This window comes from Methylobacterium sp. Leaf85, from assembly GCF_001422125.1.
Lineage (GTDB): Bacteria > Pseudomonadota > Alphaproteobacteria > Rhizobiales > Beijerinckiaceae > Methylobacterium > Methylobacterium bullatum.
In genome coordinates this window covers 526,123-548,297 of record NZ_LMME01000001.1, presented here as the reverse complement: position 1 = coordinate 548,297, position 22,175 = coordinate 526,123, and the positions used below count along the sequence as shown (strand labels likewise).

Sequence of the window (22,175 nt, the reverse complement as noted above, 5' to 3'; positions counted from 1 at the left end):
GGCTGATGGAGAAGAGCGCCGACGCGGATTTGCTACGCGAGATGATCGGCTTTGCGGCCGAGCGCTTGATGGAACTGGAGGTGGGCGGCCTGACCGGGGCGGCCCACGGCGAGAAGAGCGCCGAGCGGCTGGTTCAACGCAACGGCTACCGCGACCGGGACTGGCAGACTCGGGCYGGTACGGTGGAGTTGCGCATCCCCAAGCTGCGCAAGGGCAGCTACTTCCCCGGCTTCCTGGAGCCGCGCCGCATGGCGGAGAAGGCACTGACGGCAGTGATCCAGGARGCCTACATCCAGGGCATCTCGACCCGCTCCGTGGATGATCTGGTCCAGGGAGGGCCCCATCGCGGCAGGCCGCKATGGGAACCCGCGATGGGCGGCACGGGCGTGTCGAAGAGCCAGGTGTCGCGCCTGTGCCAGGAGATCGACGAACGGGTCGGTGCGTTCCTCGACCGCCCCATCGAGGGTGAGTGGCCGTATCTCTGGATCGATGCGACCTACGTAAAGGTGCGCCAGGACGGGCGCATCCAGGGTCCCCATCGCACATGTGCGACGGGAGCCCGGTCTCGGTGGCCGTCATCGTGGCGGTCGGYGTGAACACCGACGGTCGCCGCGAAGTCCTCGGCATGGATGTCGGCCCGTCGGAGGCCGAGACGTTCTGGACGGACTTCCTGCGCAAGCTCGCCCGGCGTGGCCTGCGCGGGGTCAAGCTCGTGATCTCGGACGCCCACGAGGGCATCAAGGCCTCGGTGGCCAAAGTCATGAACGCGACTTGGCAACGCTGCCGTGTGCACTTCATGCGCAACGTGCTCGCCCATGCCGGCCGTAGCGGGCGGCGCGTCGTGTCGGCCTTCATCGCCACCGCGTTTGCCCAGGACGACGCGGAGGCGGCCCGGCAGCAATGGCGACGGGTGGCCGATCAGCTCCGGCCCAAGGTGCCCAAGCTCGCCGYCCTGATGRACACGGCCGAACCCGACGTGCTGGCCTACATGGGCTTCCCGGCCGCCCACCGGGTCAAGCTCCACTCTACGAACCCCCTCGAACGACTGAACGGCGAGATCAAACGCCGGACCGARGTCGTGGGCATCTTCCCCAACGAGGCCGCCATCACCCGCCTCGTCGGCGCAATCCTGCTGGAGCAGAACGACGAATGGGCCGTCCAGCGGTCCCGCTACATGACCCTGGAAAGCATCGCCCCAATCGGCGATGATCCCCTCGTCAGCCTGCCGACCCTGGCAGCCTGATCCTCCCGGCCCAAGCCGGTGATCGTGGTGGCCCTCAGCGAGCTACACCACGCCAAGGGACACGACCTCGAAACCCTCCGTCGCCGACTCGCCATACTGGCGACGGAGACAAAACTGATCCGCCTCCAACNCCCTCGTCAGCCTGCCGACCCTGGCAGCCTGATCCTCCCGGCCCAAGCCGGTGATCGTGGTGGCCCTCAGCGAGCTACACCACGCCAAGGGACACGACCCCGAAACCCTCCGTCGCCGACTCGCCATACTGGCGACGGAGACAAAACTGATCCGCCTCCAACAAAGCCTGGACCGGAAGTACGATCCAGCCCAGCCCCGTGCGCCCGCCGGCCAAAGCGATGGTGGGCGGTGGGTCTCCGACGGGGGCGTCGGAGGCAGTCGCCTGACCGATCGTCCGTCAACCGGTCAGGCACTCCGGTCCTCCATCGATAACGGAAGCACGTCAGGCACGTCCACGCGAGAGGAAACCGTCACCGATGACGGGGCCCGGATTCTATCGCTGCGTATTCGTTCGGGACGCGGAGATTGGGACGACCAGCACGCCGTCGTCACACCGGATGGCGAAAGCAGGATTTTCGAGAATTCGGGCGACGCTCAGACCATCCGCGATGGGGCATCGGGAGAGGTTCTCTCGCGTGGCACGTTCGCGTCATGCGAATCGCAATCCCAGCCCTCGATACAACACGTCTTTCTGCCGGCGGTCATCGTCGCTCCGGCCGTCAAGGTAACACTCGAAGCGGCGGCACTTCTCTTCACTTATTTGGAAGCTCGGAGGCCAGGATTCGGCAAGGCGCCGGGCAGAACGGCACTGCGCTACGACTTCGACCCAGATCCGGACAAGAAACTCCCCCTCATTTGGGTTGGTCCGGTCGATCAGGCAACGCTCGACCAAGCTTGTCCACGTAATGCCGAGGTTCAGGCGGTCACGGACGAGGCGACGAAACGGCTGACGGCCTTGAATCCTCTTCTGACGAGACAGCAACTCGGCACCATGATCCATGTCGATATCGCCAAATCAAACAGTCTGCGTCTATGATTATAAAACTGGATCTGCGGGGCTAAGCTCAACAAGGGCGCTGTGCCTAGCCAGAGCCGCCAATAAATTTTGGCCACAGTCAAATGGTATAGTTATTATTCAAGTGAGGCTGATAAAATGACGACCATTAAGAAATTAAAGGCCTCGCCAAGAGTCTGCTCGACAGAAATACTGATCTTGCCGCTGCCGGCAGGAATTCTTTTTGGCTTCTCCCCGTCGGGCCTGTCGGACGATTGATCCACCTCGATCGGACAAGCAATCCGGCCTATTGCGTTGCGGGCTGGTATCTCGTCGAGTTCTTCATGCCCGGAGTTCGTTCATCGTCCTCACTCGGGCGATGCAGCGGAAGGATTGCCCGTTCCGAAGGCTTCTAGGGTGGCCAGGGCTGGTTCTGGTCCGACCCGACGATCTACGACGATTTCGTCACTCGTGTCGAAGAGGATGCCTTGGCGATCCTTCGCCCCCTGGACACAACGCGAGGATGTCTCGACTTCGCCCGCACCCGTCCCGCCACGGTCGGACGTCTTGGCCTGGATTGGCACCTCGTCTCCTGCATCGCGCTCGGCGAACTCGATGAGGCTCGGGCGAGCTGGTCCAAAATGGGCAAGCAGTACCGCAAGGGGGCCGTGATGGAGGATGCGCACTGGCAGTTGATCAACGACCGGACCTGCCTCATCGGCGAGCCGCTCATGGCCAACGATCGAGCCGCTCTCGCCACCCTGTTGCATCGTTGGGAAGCCGAGACCATCGTCGGAAGCCCCCTCGAGCCATTTTGGAGACCGAGCCCGTTCCCGCTAGAGGACAACGCATCTGCGGGCCGGTAAGCGGACATGGAAGGCTCCGGCGAAAGACGGACCGGCATCAAACTTCGGCCTCCAACGCCGCCACATCCCCACCACTGATCGCCGGCAGGCACCGGGTGATCCGCTCGGCATCCCAGTCCCACCACGCCACGGCCTGGAGTCGCGCGGCAATATCGGACGGTACGCGCATCCGCACGAGCGTGGCCGGGTTGCCGGCGACGATGGCGTAGGGAGGTACGTCGCGGGTGACCACGGATTTGGCGGCGACCACGGCTCCGTCGCCGATGCGGATTCCCGGCAGGATCGTGCTGTCGTAGCCGAGCCAGGCATCGTTGCCGATCACCGTGTCGCCCCGGTTGGGGAAGGCCATCTCTTCGGGGAAGCGTCCGGCCCAGGCGCCGCCGAAGATGACGAACGGGTAGGTGGAGGGCGCATCGAGGCGGTGGTTGCCCCCGTTCATGAGGAAGCGCGTGCCCGCCGCAAACGCGCAGAAGCGACCGATTCGCAAGCGGTCGCCCAGGAAGGCGAAGTGGTAGAGGATGTTGTCGAGGAAGGCCTCCGGGCCGGCGGGGTCGTCATAGTAAGTGTAGGCGCCGACCTCGACATTCGGCGGCAGGGGGAGATTGCGGATGAAGGTGATGCGGCTGTGGCCCGCAACCGGGTGAAGGCAATCCGGGTCGGGTCCGAACGACGGATCGGCGGCCATGGCCGAGGCTCCCTGAAACGAGTTGACGGCGACGGAGCGACCGGGATGCGCTCCGCCGGGGAACGGTTCGCGAAATCGCTTGAAACGATCCGACGATGGGACTACTCATAGCACATCAGTTCTGGTTGCAGTCTTGAGGCTGCGGTTCGGGAGTGGGCCCCACCGGGTCCGCTCTTTTTTATTGCCGCAACGCCTCTCGCACCGGATCGCTTCACGCAAGGCCGGACGTACAGCGCAGCATGGCGGACACTTCCGAAAAACGTCTGATCACCGAGACCGGCGTCGCCGCACGGGTCGTGCAGATCATCGAGGCTTCGATCGAGGGCCTCGGCTATCGCGTGGTCCGGGTGCGGGTGTCGAGCGCCAATGGCTGCACCGTGCAGATCATGGCCGAGCGGCCGGACGGCACCATGACGGTGGACGATTGCGAGACCGTGAGCCGGGCGATCTCGCCTCTGCTCGATCTCGACGACCCGGTGGGCAAGGCCTATTATCTCGAGATCTCCTCCCCCGGCATCGACCGGCCGCTGGTACGGGCCGTCGATTTCGAGCGTTGGGCCGGCTACGAAGCCAAAATCGAATTGGCGATACCCCTCGACGGCCGGAAGCGTTTTCGTGGGATCATCCGAGCTCCTAACGCGGATGGCCTCACGGTGCCGATCGATCTTCCCGACGTGAAGGAGGGTCTGCCGAGCCGCATCGACCTGCCACTTCACGATCTCGGCGACGCCTACCTCGTCCTCACCGACGATCTCGTGCGCGAATCGCTGCGACGCGGCGGCGGGCCACCGCCGATGCTGGACGATGAGGACGAAGACGACATCGAAGAGGGCGCCGAGGCCGAGATCGAGCCCCCCGCCCCTCTCAAGAAGAAGGTCGAGCGGCCGCTGAAGCCCAAGGCTTCGGCCAAGCCCAAGCCCGAAAAGATCGAAACCGAGGCGAGCCGGGCCAACAAGGCCAAGCCGGTCCGCACCAAGGCGGTGCGGGTCAAGGACGACGGCAAGCTTCACTAGAACATCGGCCCGGAGCCCAGGTGGATGCCCGATGGCACGCCGGGGTTTCCGAAAAAAACACACGACGAAGAGAGGGACGAAATCCGATGGCTGTCGTCAGCGCCAATAGGCTCGAACTCCTGCAGATCGCCGAAGCGGTCGCCCGTGAGAAGGTGATCGACCGCTCCATCGTCATCGACGCCATGGAGGAGGCCATCGCCAAAGCCGCCCGCTCGCGCTACGGCGCCGAGACGGACGTCCATGCCGAGATCGACCCCAAGACCGGGGCGCTCCGCCTGTCGCGCCACCTCGTGGTGGTGGACGAGGTCGAGAACGACGCCCGCGAGGTCACCCTCGACCAGGCCCGCCGCTACAATCCCGGTGCCCTGGTGGGAGACGTGATCTCCGACACCCTGCCGCCCTTCGATTTCGGCCGCGTCGCAGCCCAGTCGGCCAAGCAGGTCATCGTCCAGAAGGTGCGCGACGCTGAGCGCGACCGCCAGTTCGACGAGTACAAGGACCGCATCGGCGAGATCGTCAACGGCCTCGTCAAGCGGGTCGAGTACGGCAACGTCATCGTCGATCTGGGACGCGGCGAGGGCATCGTGCGCCGCGACGAGATGATCCCGCGCGAGACCTTCCGCCCCGGCGACCGTATCCGCTCCTACCTGTTCGACGTGCGCCGCGAGGTACGCGGTCCGCAGATCTTCCTGTCACGCTCCCACCCGCAATTCATGGCCAAGCTCTTCGGGCAGGAAGTGCCGGAGATCTACGACGGCATCGTCGAAGTGAAGGCGGTGGCCCGCGATCCGGGCTCGCGCGCCAAGATCGCCGTGATCTCGCGGGACGGCTCCATCGACCCCGTCGGTGCCTGCGTCGGCATGCGCGGCTCCCGCGTCCAGGCGGTGGTCGGCGAGTTGCAGGGCGAGAAGGTCGACATCATCCCGTGGTCGGAAGACCAGGCGACCTTCATCGTCAACGCGCTTCAGCCCGCAGAGGTGGTCAAGGTGGTCCTCGACGAGGAGGCCGACCGCATCGAGGTGGTGGTGCCCGACGACCAGCTCTCGCTGGCCATCGGCCGTCGCGGCCAGAACGTGCGCCTCGCCTCGCAGCTCACCGGCTGGGACATCGACATCCTCACCGAGGCCGAGGAATCCGAGCGGCGCCAGAAAGAATTCGCCGAACGCACCGCTGTCTTCATGGCCGCCCTCGACGTCGACGAGACGGTGGGTCAGCTCCTCGCGGCGGAAGGTTTCCGGAACGTGGAGGAAATCGCCTATGTCGAACCGGGCGAGCTCGCCAACATCCAGGGCCTCGACGAGGAAAGCGGTACCGAGATCCAGGCCCGCGCGCAGGATCATCTCGCTCGCGTCGAATCGGAGTTCGACGCCAAGCGCCAGGAACTCGGCGTCGCCGACGACCTGCGCGAGATCGACGGCGTGACCACACCGATGCTGGTGGCGTTGGGCGAGAACGACGTTAAGTCGGTGGAAGATCTCGCGGGCTGCGCCACGGACGATCTCGTGGGCTACACCGAGGGACGCGGCCCCGAGGCCACCAAGCATGCTGGCTATCTCGACGGGTTCGAGATCTCCCGCGCTGAAGCAGAAGCCATGATCATGGCGGCCCGCGTGAAGGCCGGATGGATCGAGGCGCCGGTCGAGGTGGATGAAGCCGAGACCACTGACGGAGAGCCCGAGGCGGTCTGAGCACGGCGTTCCGGGCGAGCCAGGCGCTCCCCCCTGAGGCACCCGCCTAAGGCGGGCCTCAGGAATCGCAGGGCCGACCGGAGAGTGCCTTCGCGACATTCCGGCATCTCACGTCGAGGACGCCGGTAGGTTGCAAGGCGAGAGGGCCGCGAATTGTTGCGGTCCATGCGACGATCAACAGGGATCCGACCGCCGCATGACGGGCGAATACGCAGATGTCGCGGACGATGCCGCCGAACCGGAGCCGAGCACGCTGCTCGATCCCGGTCTCGGGCGCGGCCGGCGCAATGCAATGCGCACATGCCTCGTCAGCCGGGTCTCGCAAAATCCCGATAGGATGATTCGGTTCGTTCTGTCGCCGGACGGCGAGGTGGTGATCGATCTAAAAGCGAAGCTGCCGGGGCGCGGTGCATGGCTCACCGCCGATCGCGTCACCGTGGAGGCGGCCTTGAAGAAGCGGCTGTTCCAGCGCGCCTTCAAGACCAAGGATGCCGCGGCACCGGCGGATCTGGGCGACCGGATCGCCGCGATCCTGCGCGAGGACCTGCGCCAATCCCTGTCACTCGCCAACAAGGCGGGTTGCCTGGTGGCCGGCTTCGCCAAGGTCGAATCCGCGATCGGCGACAAGGCCGGCGTAGCCGCCGTGATACAGGCCTCGGATGGCAGTGCGGATGGCAGGCGGAAGATCGCTGCGGCATTGCACCGGAGGCATGGCGATGCCATATCCCGTGTCCCGGTCATCGATGATTTGTCCAATGAAGAATTGGACATGGCCTTGGGTCGGGATCATGTGATACATGCGGCGCTTGTCGCAGGAGTCGGAAGCACCGGCTGCCTTGCGCGTTGGCGTCGGCTACGCTCTTTCGAGGGCAAGCCCACGACGGCCGAGGGGGCCGGTTACGCCCGAACAGGGCAGACCGCTCCGACTCTGCAGGACGACGACGAGACGGATTTACCCGGCGCACAGCAGTTTGCCGGTTCACGGGACGATGGAAACCCTCAGGGTTTGGACTGAATGAGCGATACGAATAATCCGGGCGACAAGACGCAGGCACGACCCCCCTCGAAGCCGCTGTCCTTGAAGCGCCCGATCGAGCAGGGAACGGTGCGTCAGAGCTTCTCCCATGGCCGCTCCAAGCAGGTCGTGGTCGAGACCGTGAAGCGGCGCGTCATCGGGGCGGCACCGGCCGCTCCCGTTCGCGAAACGCAACCGGTCGCCCCGGCGTCACGCGTGGCGCCTCCCGCTCCGGCGGCTCCGCGCCCCGCCCAGCGGGCGGCGGGTGGCGTCGTGCTGCGGACATTGAGCGAGCAGGAGCGTGACGCGCGCGCCGCAGCTCTCGCCGACGCCCAGCGCCGTGAGCAGGAAGCACGCCGCAAGGTCGAGGAAGAGGCCGCTGCTCAGCGTGCCCGCGAGGCTGAGGAAATCCGTCAGCGCGAGGCCGAAGAGCGTCGCCGCCAGGAAGAGGAGCGCCTTCGCGCCGAGGAGCAGGCTCGCCTGCGTGCCGAGGAAGAAGCTGCTCGTGAGGCGGCTCGCGCCGCTGAGGCAGCTGCGAAGGAGGCCGCTGCGGCAGCCCCCGCAGCTGCGCCCGTTCCGGCAACGCCGCCGAAGCCCGTCTCCAAGACGGTGCCGATGGCGCCCGTCTCGGCTCCGATATCCTCCACCCCGAAGCCTGCTCCGGCAGCACCTGCTCCCGCTCCGCAGGCTGCGGCCCCGGCTCGTCCGGCGGCCCCTGCCGTGCGTCAGCCCCTCACGGCACGCCCGACACCGGCCGAGCCGCGCAAGACTATCACCGCAGACGTGCGCAAGCCGCGCGACCTGAACTTCATGGCCAAGCCGGCGCCCGCGCCCGAGCCAGAGGCGGCTCCGACCGCTTCCACGGCCGCACGCCCGGCCGGTGCGGCGGCTCCCACCGCCCGCGCGCCGGGTCGGCCACAGGCTGCCGAGGAGGAGAGCGAGCAGAAGCGCGTGATCCGCCGTCCCGGCATGCCGCTCAAGATCATCACGCCGCCCAAGACCCCCAAGCAGCCGGGCGGCGACCGCAACCGTGGGCGTCTCACGATCGCTACCGCCACGTCGGGCGAGGACGAGCGCACGCGTTCCGTTGCCTCGTTCCGCCGCCGTCAGCAGCGCATGAGCGGCAACCGGCAGGTTGAGCAAAAGGAAAAGCTCTCCCGCGAGGTGACGATCCCCGAGACGATCACCATCCAGGAACTCGCCAACCGCATGTCGGAGCGGGCCGTGGACGTGATCCGCCTGCTCATGAAGCAGGGCGAGATCCACAAGATCACCGACGTGATCGATTCGGATTCCGCTCAGCTCATTGCCGAGGAACTCGGACACACCGTGCGCCGCGTCGCCGAGTCCGACGTCGAGGAAGGCCTGTTCAACGACGAGCCCGATCTCGAGGAGGATCTCGATCCGCGTCCGCCCGTCGTGACCATCATGGGTCACGTCGACCACGGCAAGACCTCGCTCCTCGACGCCATCCGCAAGACCGCGGTGGTGTCCGGTGAGGCCGGCGGCATCACGCAGCATATCGGCGCCTACCAGGTGGCCTCGCCATCCGGTGACATGGTCACCTTCATCGACACTCCCGGCCACGCGGCCTTCACCTCCATGCGCGCCCGTGGCGCCAAGGTGACGGACATCGTCGTGCTCGTGGTGGCGGCAGATGACGGCGTCATGCCCCAGACGGTGGAGGCGATCAGCCATGCGAAGGCGGCCGGAGTGCCGCTCATCGTGGCGATCAACAAGATCGACAAGCCCGAGGCGAACCCGCAGCGAGTCCGCACCGAGTTGCTGCAGCACGACATCCAGGTCGAATCGATGGGCGGTGAGACCCTGGAATTCGAAGTCTCTGCCAAGACCGGCGACGGTCTGCCGGACCTTCTCGAAGGCCTACAGCTCCAGGCCGAGATCCTGAACCTGCGTGCTAACGAAGCCCGCGACGGCGAGGGTACGGTCATCGAGGCCAAGCTCGATCGCGGTCGTGGTCCCGTCGCGACGGTGCTCGTGCAGCGCGGAACGCTCTTCACCGGCGACATCGTCGTCGCCGGCGCCGAATGGGGTCGCGTCCGCGCCCTCATCGACGACAAGGGAGAGAGCATCCCCTATGCCGGCCCGTCGGTGCCGGTGGAGGTGCTCGGCTTCAATGGGACTCCGGACGCGGGTGACCGCGTGGCCGTTGTGCCGAACGAAGCCCGCGCCCGTGAAGTCACCGAGTATCGCGCCCGTCAGAAGCGCGAGCGCATCGCCGCACGGACCGGCGGTGCGAACCGCTCGCTCGTCGACATGATGCGCGACCTCAAGGAAGGCCTGGGCCGCAAGGAACTCGCCATCGTCGTCAAGGGCGACGTGCAGGGCTCGGTGGAAGCCATCATCGGCGCACTGGAGAAGCTCGGCAACGACGAGGTGTCGGCGCGCATCCTGCTCGCGGGTGTCGGCGGCATCACCGAGTCGGACGTCACCCTGGCGGAGGCCTCCAAGGCCGTCGTCATCGGTTTCAACGTGCGAGCCCACAAGGAAGCGCGCGAATCGTCCGAGAACAAGGGCGTCGAGATCCGCTACTACAACATCATCTACGACCTCGTGGATGACATCAAAGCGACCCTGTCGGGCATGCTCCCGCCGACTCTGCGCGAGGAGCGCCTCGGCGAGGCGCAGATCCTGCAGATCTTCGATGTCTCGAAGGTCGGCAAGATCGCCGGTTGCCGCGTCACCGACGGTGTCGTGCAGCGCGGTGCTCATGTCCGCCTGATCCGCGACAGCGTGGTGATCCACGAGGGCAAACTGTCCCAGCTGAAGCGCCTCAAGGACGACGCCAAGGAAGTCGGGTCGGGTTACGAGTGCGGTATGTCCTTCGAGAACTTCCAGGACATGCGCGCCGGCGACACGATCGAGTGCTACCGGGTCGAGGAGATCCGCCGCACGCTCTAGCAGCGACGCGGCCAGACGAACCCGGCGGCTGCAGCGCGCGCTGCAGCCGCCGTTTTGTTTTGAAGAGGGCCGGCACGTCGATGCGCCCCCGCAAGGTGGGCTGCCCCCTCCAGGCGATCCCGGATCCGAGACCAAGCGATCATGGCTCAGAAACCCAACCCCAGCGGTCCCTCGCAGCGACAGCAGCGCGTGGCCGAGCTCGTCCGGCACGCCATCGCCGAGGTGCTTCAACGCGGTGACATCCAGGATCCCGTCCTCGGCTCGCACGTCATCACCGTGCCGGAAGTGCGGATGTCCCCGGATCTCAAGATCGCCACGGCCTACATCATGCCGCTCGGCGGGCTCGACGAGAAACCTGTCATCGCGGCCCTGGAGCGCAACAAGAAGGCGCTGCGCCAGGAAGTCGCCAGGCGCGTGAACCTGAAATTCGCCCCCGATCTCCGCTTCCTCCGTGACGAGACGTTCGACGAGGCGGATCGCATCGACGCCCTTCTCAGGAGCGAGAAGGTCCGGCGCGATCTCGAATCCCAGCCCCAGGATTCGGACGATCAGGACGGCGGCACTCAGAACTGACCATGGCGGCGATACAGATCGGCCCCAGCGATCCGACCCCTGCGTTACACCCCATCACGAACTGACCCTGGCGTAGATTAAGGATTTTCCGGCTGCAGAGGCCGTTGCTTCCATCTCGCCGCCGACGAGGACATCATGATCAACGATCCGACGATCGAGCATTCCGACGTCGCCTCCCCGCCGCCCCACCGTTCCGGCGAGGAAAGCCCCTCCAAAGGCCGCCGCCAGCAGCGGGGTCAAGGCTCGGATCGGCCCAAGCGCCGCGACGTGAACGGGTGGGTGATCCTCGACAAGGGGGTCGGCATGACGTCGACCCATGCGGTTGCCGTGGTGAAGCGTGCCTTCAACGCCAAAAAGGCGGGTCATGCCGGAACGCTCGATCCGCTGGCCTCCGGCATCCTGCCGATCGCCCTCGGAGAAGCGACCAAGACCGTTCCCTTCGTCATGGATGGCCGCAAGGCCTACATCTTCACCGTGACCTGGGGCATCGAGACGGATACCGACGATGCGGAAGGCCGTCCGGTTGCTACAAGCGACACGCGGCCGGATCGCGCCCTCGTGGAGGCAGCCCTCCCCGCCTTCATCGGCGCTATTGAGCAGGTGCCGCCGCGCTACTCGGCGATCAAGATCGCCGGCGAGCGCGCCTACGATCTTGCCCGCGACGGCGAAGTGGTGGAGCTGGTCGCGCGCCCGGTCCAGATCGACCATCTCGCGGTGGTGGAACACACGCCCGATCGCACCGTCATTTCAGCCGAATGCGGCAAGGGCACCTATGTGCGCGCCATCGCCCGTGATCTCGGCCGCGTGCTCGGATGTTACGGCCACGTCTCGGCGCTTCGCCGCACCCGCGTCGGCCCCTTCGCGGAAGCCGAATCCTGCCTCGTGGCCACTCTCGAAGAGGGCGGTCCGGACGGCAACGCCGCTCATCTTAGGCCCGTCGAAACGGCGCTCGACGCAGTCGTCTCGGTGGCCGTCTCGCGCGACATGGCGCTTCGTCTGATGCGGGGCCAGCCGGTTCTCCTCCGGGGGCAGGACGCCCCCACGGAGGGCAAGGCTTTTGCCACCTGCGGCGGTATCCTCGTGGCCGTGGGCGACGTCGAGCGCGGCGAACTGGTTCCGCATCGCGTATTCCACCTCGGCGGAACGGCACGCCAGGGTTGAGGGGATCGTCGCTTGCCGGCAGCAGCGATACCTTGCTGGTTCTGGTCTGCGGGAACACGACGAATGTCTTCCGTTTGGTTTACGGGTTGTTGACATTCATCAACATTGTCTCCCGCCGACTGCCGAGGGCCGGCGGGATTTAGTGTTCCGTTAGAAGGTTCATCCTACGCCTCGGTGCATGACCACCCGCATCAGACAGTCGGCGATGAATCTACTCGGTCGGTTTCGCAAGGAGACCGACGGTGCCATCGCCATTCTGTTCGCCCTGCTCTCGATTCCCCTGTTGATGCTGTCGGGGCTAGCGATCGATTACAGCGTGAACTCCATGGCCCAGCAAGGCCTCCAGGATGCCGCGGATTCCACCGTCATCTCATTGCTGAAGTTGCCGCTCTCCACCACGGATGCCGACCTCCAGGCGAAGGCGGACAAACAGATCAGGGCCGCCGTTCCCAAACTGGTGGACGCAGGCACGACGGTCACCGCCACGCGCGTGGACAATACGATCACCGTGAAGGTGGTCGGCAAGAGCCCGACCAGCGTGTCCAAGATCGCCGGCTACGAAGCCTTTCCCGTCTCGGTCACAGCCGCCGGCACGCGCGGATCCGGCAATCTCGAGATCGCCCTCGTACTCGACAATACCGGATCGATGAGCGGCGCGAAGATCACCAACCTGAAAGCGGCCGCCAACGACCTCGTCACGTCGCTGTTCAAAGAGGCCGACACCACCAAGCCCAACGCCCTCAAGATCGGAATTGTCCCGTTCTCGATGACCGTGAATGTCGGGCCTTCGAATGCGACCCAGTCATGGCTCGATAAGGATGCGAAAGCCTCCTATCACTCGGACATCTTCGTCTCGCCGGCGAACCGCCTGACCCTGTTCAGCCAGATGAAGGTCGCGTGGGGCGGGTGCGTCGAGAGCCGGCCCGCGCCCTACGACGTTCAGGACACGCCACCGTCGATCGCCAATCCAAACACTCTGTTCGTCCCCTTCTTCGCACCCGACGAGTCCGACAAGGACAATAACGCCGTCAACGATTATATGAACGATTACGTCACCACGTCGTCGGTGACCGACTACCGCACGCGACAGGGCCAGATCACAAAATATTTAAAGAACGCCATCTTACAAAAAGGCCGGATCAGCAGCAACATCCCCTATCTCTACGGGCCCAATTCCGGCTGCGAACTCCAGCCCATCACGCGCCTCACCACATCGCAATCGACGCTTACGAACGCGATCAACGCGATGACCGTGGTCGGCGACACGAACATCGCCATGGGGTTGGTCTGGGGATGGCACCTGCTGTCTCCGAACGCCCCCTTCGCTGAGGGTGTGCCCTATGACGACAAGAACACCCGGAAGTTCGTCGTCCTGATGACGGACGGGCAGAACACCTCCTATGTCGGATCGTCCGCAAACGCATCGATCTATTCCGGCCTCGGCTTCATCTGGCAGAACCGGATCGGGACCACGTCGACGAATACGACCACCCGCACGAACGCCATGAATGCCCGGCTGTCGACGCTCTGCTCCAACATGAAGAATGCCGGCATCACCATCTTCACGGTTCGCGTCGAGGTGACCGAGGGAACCAGCGACATCCTGCGCAACTGCGCCACCAGCTCGGACAAGTTCTACGACGTCCAGAACTCGGCAACACTCACCGATGCCTTCAAGGCGATCGGATCACAGATGAGCGAGTTGCGGATTTCCCGATGAACGTCCGGGGACGCACTCGCCTGATCGTCCGCACGCTGCGGGAACTCCCAGGTGACCGAAGCGGTGCGACAGCCGTCGAGTTCGGGCTCGTCGGTATCCCCTTCTTCGTGCTGCTCGGCGCGATGCTGGAAGGCTTCATGTTCATGGTCGCCCAGGTCTCCTTCGACAACGCCCTGGACCGGGCCGCGCGTGCCGTCTTCACCGGCACGTTTCAACAGGGGTCCAACGGCAGCGACCCGGCGGCCCGCCTCATCCAGGAGATGTGCAAGGACGCCACGCTGTTCACGTGCAACGCGGCGAAGATCAAGCTCGAGGTCACCACCGCGGATGCGGACGACGCGCCGGTGACCTGCTCTCCCTACGACAGCACGAGCCAGTCGATCTCGGCGGGTTTCGGGACCAAGTTCCAGTGCCCCAATGGCGACGATATCGTCACGATCTGTGCCATGGCTGCGATCCCGCGCTATTTCCCGACATCGAAATTGACCTTACCGCCTCTCCCGAACAACGAGCAGATGATTCGGTCGATGGTCGTCTTTCGTGCGGAGCCATACGCGCAGGGAAAATGTCAGGCGAATTGATGCGGGCCGTCATTCTCTGCCGGCGGTTCGTCATCGAGCGATCGGGTGTTTCCGCCGTGGAATTCGCACTCGTGGCACCGGTGATGATCCTGCTGTTCATGGGAACGATCGAACTGCCTCGTGCCTACACGACCGGGCAACATGCCAACCGCGCCGCTCGCTCGATGGCGGATCTGATCTCACGCAAGACCCTGACCGCTCAGGAGGTGGACGGCGTCTACAATACGGGCCGCAACATGATGGCGCCGTACGATGCCACCGACGCGAAGATCGTCCTGACGGCGGCGGGCGTCTATCAGCAGAAAGACGGTTCGTTCAAAGCCAAGGTCTGCTCCAGCACGGCGGTGAATGCCCAGAAATACGCGGCTTCCACGGACCTTGGAGCACCGCCACCGTCGGAGGCGGTCGACAAGGCCCGCTACGTCATCGCCAAGATGACGATCGAATATAGGCCCATCTTCGACATCTTCCCGGCGCTCACCTCCTTCTCGTTCGAGAAGGAAGTGACTTGGCCCGTCCGAGCGATGAACGGAAAGCCGATCATCCTGCCCGGTGGTGTGGCCTGCCCGGCGACGTGATTCGCGAAGGGCATGGCGGATTCAGGGACCCGCCTGGATTGACGGTCAGCGAGCCGGCAGAGCCGTCTCGATCACCCTCGCCCAAAGCGAGGCCCCGTAGGGAATGGCGGCATCGTTGAAATCGTAATGCGGATGGTGGAGCCCGGCGCTGTCCCCGTTCCCCATGAAGATGTAGGCACCGGGCCGGTGGGCCAGCATGTAGGAGAAATCCTCTGCCGCCATCATCGGCGCCACATCGCGCTCCACATGGCTATCTCCGACCATCCCTGCCGCCACGTCTGCGATGAATTCCGCCTCGACCGGGTGGTTCTCCGTCACCGGATATCCGCCGCTGTAATCCACACGGGCGATGGCCCCGTAGGCCGCGGCCGTGTTCGTGACGATGGCATCGATGCGCTCCAGCATGGTGGCGCGTACCGTCTTCGAGAGCGCGCGCATGGTGCCCCGCATGGTCACCTGCTGGGGCAGGACGTTGAAGGCGTCTCCGGCCTCGAGGGCACAGACCGACACGACACCGCTTTCGAGGGGGTTCACGCTGCGCGCCACGACCGATTGCAGCGCGACGACGATGTGGCTCGCCACCAGCACGCTGTCGATGGCGAGATGCGGCTGCGCCGCGTGGCCACCGCGCCCTTCGATCGTGATGGTGAAGCGGTCTGTGGAGGCCATGATCGGGCCGGGACGGATTGCGAAACGGCCGAGTTCCAATCCTGGGATGTTGTGCAGCCCGTAGACGGTCTCGACGCCGAACCGTTCCATCATGCCATCGCGGACCATCGCCTCGCCGCCACCGCCGCCTTCTTCGGCTGGCTGGAAGATCATCACCGCCGTGCCGTCGAAATCGCGTGTCTCGGCGAGGTACTTCGCGGCACCGAGAAGCATCGCGGTATGACCGTCATGGCCACAGGCATGCATCCGCCCCGGCACGGTGGAGCGATAGGCGAGATCGCGCACCTCCTGGATCGGCAGCGCGTCCATGTCCGCGCGCAGCCCGATGGCACGGTTCGAACCGTGCGAGCGCCCGCGAATGATCCCGACGACGCCCGTCCGGCCGATTCCCGTGGCGACCTCGTCGCAACCGAAATCCCGAAGCTTTTCGGCGACGAAGCCGGCCGTGCGATGGACGTCGTATTGCAGCTCTGGATGGGCGTGGAGGTCGTGCCGCCATGCGGTGATCTCATCCGCCAGGGCTGCGATCCGGTCGACGATGGGCATGGTTCACGTCTCTTGCGCGTCTTGGCTCGTCTCGGGCCGAGCTCGTCGACCATAGCGCATACCAGCAAGGGCGAGGCCATTTAGATCGATTTCAAAGGGCGCGGATGACGGATCATGTGCAGAACGTGATGGCCGATGCTAGCGGGAGGGCGGCCTTGCCCGCACGGGCCGTCGTGGAGCCGGCGCATGAGCGGCGGCGAGATCGTCGAGGATCGGGCAATCGGGGCGGGCATCGCCGCTGCAATGGTCCGCGAGTGACGCCAGAGTTCGGGCCATGGCCTCGAGCTCGGCGATGCGGCGCCGCAGGTCCGCAACGTGATGCAGTGCCAAAGCCTTCACCTGGGCGCTGGCGCGGCTGCGATCCTGCCAGAGGGCGAGAAGGCCGGCGATGTCCTCGACGGAGAAGCCGAGATCGCGGGAGCGGCGCACGAAACGCAAGGCGTGCAGATCCTCCTCGCCATACATCCGGTAGCCGGACGTCGTCCTGCCGGCTGGCGGCAACAGGCCGATCTCCTCGTAGTACCGGATCATCTTGGCCGAGACGCCGGTGGCCTTTGCCGCCACGCCGATGGTGACGGCACCGCTCATCCCAGGCCTCCCACGCGGCGTCCCGCATTACGAAGGCGGAGGGCATTGGCGAGCACGAACACGCTCGACAGCGCCATGGCGCCCGCGGCCAGGACCGGCGAGAGCGACGGACCGCCGAACGCATGGAGCAGCCCCGCCGCCACGGGAATCAGCGCGACGTTGTAGGCGAAAGCCCAGAACAGGTTTTGCGTGATGTTCCGCATCACCGCGCGCGACAGGCCGATGGCAGAGACGATGCCGGACAGTGCCCCCGACATCAGCACCACGTCCGCGCTCTCCACGGCGATGTCCGTACCCGTCCCGATGGCGAGGCCGATTTCGGCCTCCGCGAGGGCCGGAGCATCATTGATACCGTCCCCGACGAAGGCCACGGGACCGAACCGGGCGCGCAAGTCCCGCACGGCCTCGACCTTGCCGCCGGGAAGCACCTCGGCGACGATCTCGGCAATCCCCAGCCGGGCCGCGACCCCGGAGGCCGCTCCCCTGGCATCCCCAGTGACCATGGCCACGACGAGACCCTGTGCCTTCAGGGCCGAGACGGCCTCGGCTGCACCCGCTTTGATCGAGTCCGATACGGCCACGAGGGCGGCGAGGCGACCGTCGATGGCGACGTAAAGGGGGCTCTTTCCGTCACCCTCCAATCGGGATGCCGCCTCGGCGAGGCCGGCCATGGCGATGCCGTACCTGTCCAGATGGCGCCGTGCGCCGACGATAATCTTCTGCCCCCCGACGCTCCCCTCGACGCCGTGGCCCGGCACGGCTTCGAAACGGTCTACGGGAAGCAGGGAAACGCCCCGTTCACCGGCCGCCTCGACGATGCTGCGCGCGATAGGATGTTCGGACCGTGCTTCAACCGAGGCTGCGAGCCTCAGCACTGCGTCCGGCTCGAAGCCGGCCGCGGTGATGAAGTCGGTGAGAGTGGGCCTGCCCTCGGTGAGGGTTCCGGTCTTGTCGAAGGCAACGACCTTGGCGTCGCGCAGGGCCTGTAGCGCCGCGCCGTTGCGGAAGAGCACGCCGAGCTCCGCCGCGCGCCCCGTGCCGACCATGATCGAGGTCGGCGTCGCCAGCCCCATGGCGCAGGGGCAGGCGATGATGAGGACGGCGATGGCGTTGACGAGGGCGAAGCCCATTGCGGGACTTGGACCGAAGGCGAGCCATCCGACGAAAGTCATCAGGGATGCGGCGATGACGGCCGGGACGAACCAGCCGGTGACCCGATCGATCAGGGCCTGGATTGGCAGCTTGGCGCCCTGCGCCGCCTGGACCATCCCCACGATCTGCGCCAGCACCGTACGCGCGCCGATCGTGTCCACGCGCAGATCGAAGCCGCCATTGGTGTTCAGCGTGCCGCCGACCGTGCGGTCGCCCTCGCGCTTCCGCACGGGCAAAGGTTCGCCGGTGACCATGCTTTCGTCGACGAAGCTCTTCCCCGCAACGACCACGCCGTCGGCGGCGATGCGCTCGCCGGGGCGGATGCGGACGATATCGCCGAGGCGAAGGGACGCGAGGGGAATGTCGCTTTCGCGACCCTCGCGCATGACGCGTGCGGTCGCCGGCGCGAGTCCGACGAGGCGCGCGATGGCCGCGCCGGTACGCCCTTTGGCGCGAGCCTCCAGCAGGCGGCCGAGGAGAATCAGCGTGACGATGAGGACGGCAGCCTCGAAATAGAGATGGGCCGTCCCGGGCGGCAGAACCTGCGGCGCGAGGGTCGAGACAAGGGAATACGAATACGCGGCCCCCGCGCCGAGGGCGACGAGGACGTTCATGTCCGGATGCCCCTTCACCAGGGCCGGAAAACCCTGCCGGAAGAAGCGCCGTCCGGGCCAAGCGAGGACGAGAGTGGCGAGAACGGCCTGAAACAGGCCGGCCGCCGTGCCGAGATGAGCCTGGACCGCCTCACCAAATCCGGGGACGAGATGCCCCCCCATGTCGAGGACGACAATCGGGGCCGACAGGGCGGCGGAGATGACGGCATCGCGCCGGAGCTCCGAAGCCTCGCGCTCGTGCCGATCCGCGGGCACTCCTCCCTTCACCTCGCCAACGGGAGTGGCCTCGTAGCCAGCGGTCTCGACAGCCTTTACGAGATCCGCAACGTCGACCGCCCCTTCCGCATGGCGCAGCGTGGCGCGCCCGGTGGCGAGGTTCACATTGGCGGTGCTTACCCCGTCGAGGGCGAGAAGCGAGCGCTCCACGCGGCCGACGCAGGACGCGCAGGACAAGCCGCCGACGGACAGCTCCGTGACGGTCTCGGGCACCTCATAGCCAACTCTGCGAATAGCGGCGACGACGCTTGCCGGGTCGTCGTTCAGTGTCAGGCTGACCCGCCCGGTGGCGAGATTGACGGCGACGTCCGAGGCGCCGGGAAGAGCGGCAAGAGCGCGCTCGACGCGACCAACGCAGGACGCGCAGCTCATGCCGACGACCGGAAGGTCGAGACGACGTCCCCTGACGGGGTGCTGCTTGGGGGAAGCGATCACGGTATCCATACGAGCCTATGTGGGGCTTCCCATCGTGGGAAGGTCAAGGCTGCGACGCATGGCTCATCGCGTCGCGTGCACATAGCATCCGGGGCGTTTCCGCGTCATAGGAAGGCGATGATACAGCCTCTCGACACCTGCATGCGAACCTTGAGCGCGCTGATCACCTCCGACATCCCGGCGGGTGAGGCCGAGGCCAATGCCTGCATCGAGACCTATCTCGCGACGTTTCCCGGACCGGCGAAGCAGGTGGCGGCCCTGAGCATGCTCGACCATGCGGTCGACCAGCGCTTGAGCCCCTCCCCCTTCCTGCCCGTGCTGAAGGCGATCATCGAGGCGCAGTACCGGCGCCTCGGCACCAGCCGGAACTGAACGGCCAGGGCCACGGTCAGAGGGTCGTAGACGTTTCGTCGCCAGCCTGCCGTTCCGGTAGCAGCGCGCGGACGGTGGTGCCCCGGTCCGGCTCGCTCTCGATGACGAGCTTGCCACGGTGGCGGTTGACGATGTGTTTGACGATGGCGAGGCCGAGGCCCGTCCCGCCCTTCTGCCGGCTCGAGGCCACATCCACCCGGTAGAACCGCTCCGTCAGACGGGGAATGTGTTCGGGCGCGATACCCGGCCCATCGTCCCGCACGCTGAGCGCAATCTGCGGCTTTCCCGACGCCGGGCGAAGGGTCCGTTCCAGACCGACGACGACGTTGCCGCCCCCGTACTTCACCGCATTCTCCACGAGGTTCTCGACCACGCGGGCGAGCTCGTCGCGCTCGCCGAGCACCGGATAGGTGGCATCCGGCGCGTCGAGGGTGATGCTCACGCCGCGCTCGCGGGCCAGCGGCCCCTGCATGTCCACCATCTGCCGCGCGATCTGACCGAGATCGACGACCTGCGTCGGCGGGACGTGCTCGCGCAGTTCGATGCGCGAGAGCGAGAGCAGGTCGTCGATGAGGCGCGTCATGCGCTGCGCCTGGGTCTTCATGATGCCGAGGAACTTCTCCCTGGCCGGCGCATCGGCCTTGGCCGGCCCCTGCAGGGTCTCGATGAAGCCGAGGAGGGAGGCGAGCGGCGTGCGAAGCTCGTGGCTGGCATTGGCGACGAAATCGACCCGCATCGCCTCAAGGCGACGCGCCGCCGTGAGATCGCGCAGGAACAAGACGACGTTGGGCTGTCCGCCCCCCGGGCCGTCCGGCATCGGCAATGCGCCGATCTGCACCTCGAACGCACGCTCGGTCGGCACACGCGTCGTGTAGAGGGTCTTCAGTGGGGCACCGGTGCGGAGCACCTCCTCGATCCCGTCGAGAACGTCCGGTGCCCGTAAGGCAAAGGAAAGCGGGTGCTTGAGCTTGAGGGCCGGCAGGAGCGTGCGCGCGGCCGGATTGACCTCGATGACCACGCTGCGCCGATCCACCAGGATCACCGGATCGGGGATGTTGGCCAGAAGGGCCTCGGCGATGGAGTGGCGCGTGCGGGCGGCGGCCTCGGGCGGGGCCACCCTCCTCGGCCGGCTCAGGCTGCCGACGAGGCCACCAATGACTATTGCCACCGCGCCCGCGGCGACGATGACGGCAAGGTCACCTCCCACGCTCGAGGCGACAACCGTGATCGTGGCAGCGATGCCTGCGCCGATCCAGGCCGATCTTCGCGCGCCACGGGCCATCGCTCACCGTTCCCTGGCCGAAGACACCGCTCAGGAGCCGCTTGACGCGGATGGCGAAGCCCTGCGCACTCGCCGGACGATCTCATAGACGCCGAGCATCGCCAGGGCGACCACGAAGGGAACGAGGTAGTAGCAGACCCGGAACAGCAGCAGTGAGCCGAGGACCTGATCTCGCGGCAGGCTCGACAGGGCGAGCAGGATCGTCGCCTCGAAGACCCCGAGCCCGCCCGGTGCGTTAGAGGCGATGCCGAGCATGGCCGCCAGGACGTAGACGCCGACGAAGGTGGTGAATCCGATGCTCGAACCAGCGGGGAGCAGGACATAGAGCGTCGCCGCCGCAGCGCAGACGTCACCGATGCCCACCACCATCTGGCTCATCGACACCGTGGCGCCAGGCAGTTCGAGGGACCAGCCCTTGACCCTGACATGGCGGCGCTTGAGCGAGACCCAACCGAGATAGCCGAACACCATGAGTAGGGCCGCAAAGCCCACGCCTTGGTTCAGACGGATGCTGGTGAAGGTGAGCGCCGCCAGTTGCCCCGCCTCGACCACGAGGCTGAGACCGAGGACGACCCCCATGCCGAGCCAGAAAGTGAAGCCAGCGATGACGGTGAGCGCCGCGATCTTCGCCGCGCTCAGACCTTTCTTCGAGTAGATCCAATAGCGGATCGTTCCCGCCGTCAGGAGCGGGAAGCCGAGGGTAAAGCTAACCGCGTAGCTGGTGAACGAGGCGAGCGCCGTCGTCCTGTAGGGGACTTTGATCTTGAGCTGTCGCAGGGCGAGGGCGTCGTAGCAGGTAAGGAACAGATAGCTCACGCCGACGAACAGGAAAGCGAAGCCGAGCTGTTCGCCGGTGGCCGCCGTCAGTGCCGCATGCAGCTCGGCCCAGGTGACCTGCTGCGACAGCTTCCACAACACGCCGAGTGACACCGCGAAGATGACGATGCTGGCGGCGGTGCCGAGCCAGGCGTAGCGATTCCTGTAGGAGCGCTTCGGCGCTGGCGGAGCGCAATCCTCCGTTTCGGCCGTCGTCACGGCGTCGGCCGGCTTCACGTCGGCCCGCCGATGATGGTCTCCCGCAAAGTTCATGTCGTCGGCGTCCGCCTCCGCCGGCCTTCCCGCCCAACCTCGACGGCGGCGTGGATTGGGACCGAGCTTTTGCCGGACCGCGGCCCGTGCCCCGGCATTTA

Annotated in this window: 18 protein-coding genes and 1 pseudogene; 12 read left to right on the top strand and 7 right to left on the bottom strand. The window is 66.0% G+C overall.

All coding sequences use genetic code 11. From position 1 onward, the window contains the following. The first annotated feature begins 2 nt into the window (after window positions 1-2). A pseudogene (locus ASF08_RS02500) lies at window positions 3-1,243 on the top strand (IS256 family transposase). Window positions 1,244-1,433: 190 nt separating this feature from the next. Then, window positions 1,434-2,291 (top strand): hypothetical protein, encoded by an 858-nt coding sequence (locus ASF08_RS24440; RefSeq protein WP_156629423.1) that lies wholly within the window; start codon window positions 1,434-1,436, stop codon window positions 2,289-2,291. A 326-nt stretch (window positions 2,292-2,617) separates the two neighbouring features. On the opposite strand, the gene ASF08_RS24435 is transcribed toward ASF08_RS24440, so the two are convergent. Beyond that, window positions 2,618-3,019, bottom strand: a complete 402-nt coding sequence (locus ASF08_RS24435; protein WP_156629422.1) for a hypothetical protein — start codon at window positions 3,017-3,019, stop codon at window positions 2,618-2,620. Between the two features lie 133 nt (window positions 3,020-3,152). Next, window positions 3,153-3,800, bottom strand: a complete 648-nt coding sequence (locus tag ASF08_RS02485; protein WP_056140725.1) for a CatB-related O-acetyltransferase — start codon at window positions 3,798-3,800, stop codon at window positions 3,153-3,155. Between the two features lie 239 nt (window positions 3,801-4,039). On the opposite strand from ASF08_RS02485, the gene rimP reads away from it, so the two are divergent. The 9 genes from rimP (at window position 4,040) to ASF08_RS02440 (ending at window position 15,051) form a co-directional block, all read left to right on the top strand. Next, a complete protein-coding gene (gene rimP, locus ASF08_RS02480) occupies window positions 4,040-4,813 on the top strand; it encodes a ribosome maturation factor RimP (protein ID WP_056140722.1) in 774 nt (257 codons plus the stop codon). Between the two features lie 86 nt (window positions 4,814-4,899). Next, entirely contained in the window at window positions 4,900-6,501 is a 1,602-nt protein-coding gene (nusA, locus tag ASF08_RS02475) for a transcription termination factor NusA (RefSeq protein WP_056140719.1), read from the top strand. Window positions 6,502-6,697: 196 nt separating this feature from the next. Further along, the gene (locus ASF08_RS02470; RefSeq protein WP_056140717.1) at window positions 6,698-7,516 is read left to right on the top strand and encodes an RNA-binding protein; all 819 of its coding nucleotides are present in this window, start codon (window positions 6,698-6,700) and stop codon (window positions 7,514-7,516) included. Next, a complete protein-coding gene (gene infB / locus ASF08_RS02465; RefSeq protein WP_056140714.1) occupies window positions 7,517-10,438 on the top strand; it encodes a translation initiation factor IF-2 in 2,922 nt (973 codons plus the stop codon). It abuts the gene before it with no gap. A 141-nt stretch (window positions 10,439-10,579) separates the two neighbouring features. Continuing rightward, window positions 10,580-11,011 (top strand): 30S ribosome-binding factor RbfA, encoded by a 432-nt coding sequence (rbfA, locus tag ASF08_RS02460; RefSeq protein ID WP_018044938.1) that lies wholly within the window; start codon window positions 10,580-10,582, stop codon window positions 11,009-11,011. A gap of 135 nt (window positions 11,012-11,146) precedes the next feature. After that, window positions 11,147-12,172 carry a tRNA pseudouridine(55) synthase TruB gene (truB, locus tag ASF08_RS02455; protein WP_018044939.1) on the top strand — a complete coding sequence of 342 codons (1,026 nt, stop codon included), beginning with the start codon at window positions 11,147-11,149 and terminating at the stop codon, window positions 12,170-12,172. A 205-nt stretch (window positions 12,173-12,377) separates the two neighbouring features. Continuing rightward, entirely contained in the window at window positions 12,378-13,892 is a 1,515-nt protein-coding gene (locus ASF08_RS02450) for a TadE/TadG family type IV pilus assembly protein (protein ID WP_056140907.1), read from the top strand. Further along, the gene (locus ASF08_RS02445; protein WP_056140711.1) at window positions 13,889-14,473 is read left to right on the top strand and encodes a TadE/TadG family type IV pilus assembly protein; all 585 of its coding nucleotides are present in this window, start codon (window positions 13,889-13,891) and stop codon (window positions 14,471-14,473) included. Before ASF08_RS02450 ends, ASF08_RS02445 begins: the two co-directional genes overlap by 4 nt. Beyond that, on the top strand, window positions 14,458-15,051 hold the full coding sequence (locus ASF08_RS02440) for a TadE/TadG family type IV pilus assembly protein (protein ID WP_338011733.1): 594 nt from the start codon (window positions 14,458-14,460) through the stop codon (window positions 15,049-15,051). Before ASF08_RS02445 ends, ASF08_RS02440 begins: the two co-directional genes overlap by 16 nt. 45 nt (window positions 15,052-15,096) lie before the next feature. Here the strand turns inward: ASF08_RS02440 and ASF08_RS02435 are convergent, their stop codons facing one another. From ASF08_RS02435 to ASF08_RS02425, 3 genes are all read right to left on the bottom strand, one after another. Beyond that, on the bottom strand, window positions 15,097-16,266 hold the full coding sequence (locus tag ASF08_RS02435; RefSeq protein WP_056140706.1) for a M20 aminoacylase family protein: 1,170 nt from the start codon (window positions 16,264-16,266) through the stop codon (window positions 15,097-15,099). Between the two features lie 138 nt (window positions 16,267-16,404). Next, entirely contained in the window at window positions 16,405-16,854 is a 450-nt protein-coding gene (gene cueR / locus ASF08_RS02430) for a Cu(I)-responsive transcriptional regulator (protein WP_056140702.1), read from the bottom strand. Further along, entirely contained in the window at window positions 16,851-19,340 is a 2,490-nt protein-coding gene (locus ASF08_RS02425; RefSeq protein WP_056140699.1) for a heavy metal translocating P-type ATPase, read from the bottom strand. Before ASF08_RS02425 ends, cueR begins: the two co-directional genes overlap by 4 nt. Window positions 19,341-19,472: 132 nt before the next feature. Here ASF08_RS02425 and ASF08_RS02420 point away from each other — a divergent pair, with 132 nt between their 5' ends. Further along, window positions 19,473-19,703 carry a hypothetical protein gene (locus tag ASF08_RS02420; RefSeq protein ID WP_238253763.1) on the top strand — a complete coding sequence of 77 codons (231 nt, stop codon included), beginning with the start codon at window positions 19,473-19,475 and terminating at the stop codon, window positions 19,701-19,703. Between the two features lie 16 nt (window positions 19,704-19,719). Here ASF08_RS02420 and ASF08_RS02415 read toward each other — a convergent pair whose 3' ends face one another. Together ASF08_RS02415 and ASF08_RS02410 are read right to left on the bottom strand one after the other, a co-directional pair. Further along, window positions 19,720-20,985 (bottom strand): ATP-binding protein, encoded by a 1,266-nt coding sequence (locus tag ASF08_RS02415; RefSeq protein ID WP_056140697.1) that lies wholly within the window; start codon window positions 20,983-20,985, stop codon window positions 19,720-19,722. Window positions 20,986-21,015: 30 nt separating this feature from the next. After that, window positions 21,016-22,074, bottom strand: coding sequence for a lysylphosphatidylglycerol synthase domain-containing protein (locus ASF08_RS02410; RefSeq protein ID WP_056140692.1), 1,059 nt, complete (start codon window positions 22,072-22,074; stop codon window positions 21,016-21,018). Window positions 22,075-22,175: the final 101 nt, after the last annotated feature.

Bases quoted from the DNA above. Each gene is read 5' to 3' on its own strand.
- ASF08_RS02445 (WP_056140711.1), top strand. From the start codon at position 13,889: ATGAACGTCCGGGGACGCACTCGCCTGATCGTCCGCACGCTGCGGGAA.
- ASF08_RS02425 (WP_056140699.1), bottom strand. From the start codon at position 19,340: ATGGATACCGTGATCGCTTCCCCCAAGCAGCACCCCGTCAGGGGACGT.
- ASF08_RS02420 (WP_238253763.1), top strand. From the start codon at position 19,473: ATGCGAACCTTGAGCGCGCTGATCACCTCCGACATCCCGGCGGGTGAG.
- ASF08_RS02450 (WP_056140907.1), top strand. From the start codon at position 12,378: ATGAATCTACTCGGTCGGTTTCGCAAGGAGACCGACGGTGCCATCGCC.
- ASF08_RS24435 (WP_156629422.1), bottom strand. From the start codon at position 3,019: ATGCAACAGGGTGGCGAGAGCGGCTCGATCGTTGGCCATGAGCGGCTC.
- ASF08_RS02435 (WP_056140706.1), bottom strand. From the start codon at position 16,266: ATGCCCATCGTCGACCGGATCGCAGCCCTGGCGGATGAGATCACCGCA.
- ASF08_RS02415 (WP_056140697.1), bottom strand. From the start codon at position 20,985: ATGGCCCGTGGCGCGCGAAGATCGGCCTGGATCGGCGCAGGCATCGCT.
- ASF08_RS02485 (WP_056140725.1), bottom strand. From the start codon at position 3,800: ATGGCCGCCGATCCGTCGTTCGGACCCGACCCGGATTGCCTTCACCCG.
- ASF08_RS02410 (WP_056140692.1), bottom strand. From the start codon at position 22,074: ATGAACTTTGCGGGAGACCATCATCGGCGGGCCGACGTGAAGCCGGCC.
- truB (WP_018044939.1), top strand. From the start codon at position 11,147: ATGATCAACGATCCGACGATCGAGCATTCCGACGTCGCCTCCCCGCCG.
- rimP (WP_056140722.1), top strand. From the start codon at position 4,040: ATGGCGGACACTTCCGAAAAACGTCTGATCACCGAGACCGGCGTCGCC.
- ASF08_RS02440 (WP_338011733.1), top strand. From the start codon at position 14,458: ATGTCAGGCGAATTGATGCGGGCCGTCATTCTCTGCCGGCGGTTCGTC.
- cueR (WP_056140702.1), bottom strand. From the start codon at position 16,854: ATGAGCGGTGCCGTCACCATCGGCGTGGCGGCAAAGGCCACCGGCGTC.
- ASF08_RS02470 (WP_056140717.1), top strand. From the start codon at position 6,698: ATGACGGGCGAATACGCAGATGTCGCGGACGATGCCGCCGAACCGGAG.
- nusA (WP_056140719.1), top strand. From the start codon at position 4,900: ATGGCTGTCGTCAGCGCCAATAGGCTCGAACTCCTGCAGATCGCCGAA.
- infB (WP_056140714.1), top strand. From the start codon at position 7,517: ATGAGCGATACGAATAATCCGGGCGACAAGACGCAGGCACGACCCCCC.
- rbfA (WP_018044938.1), top strand. From the start codon at position 10,580: ATGGCTCAGAAACCCAACCCCAGCGGTCCCTCGCAGCGACAGCAGCGC.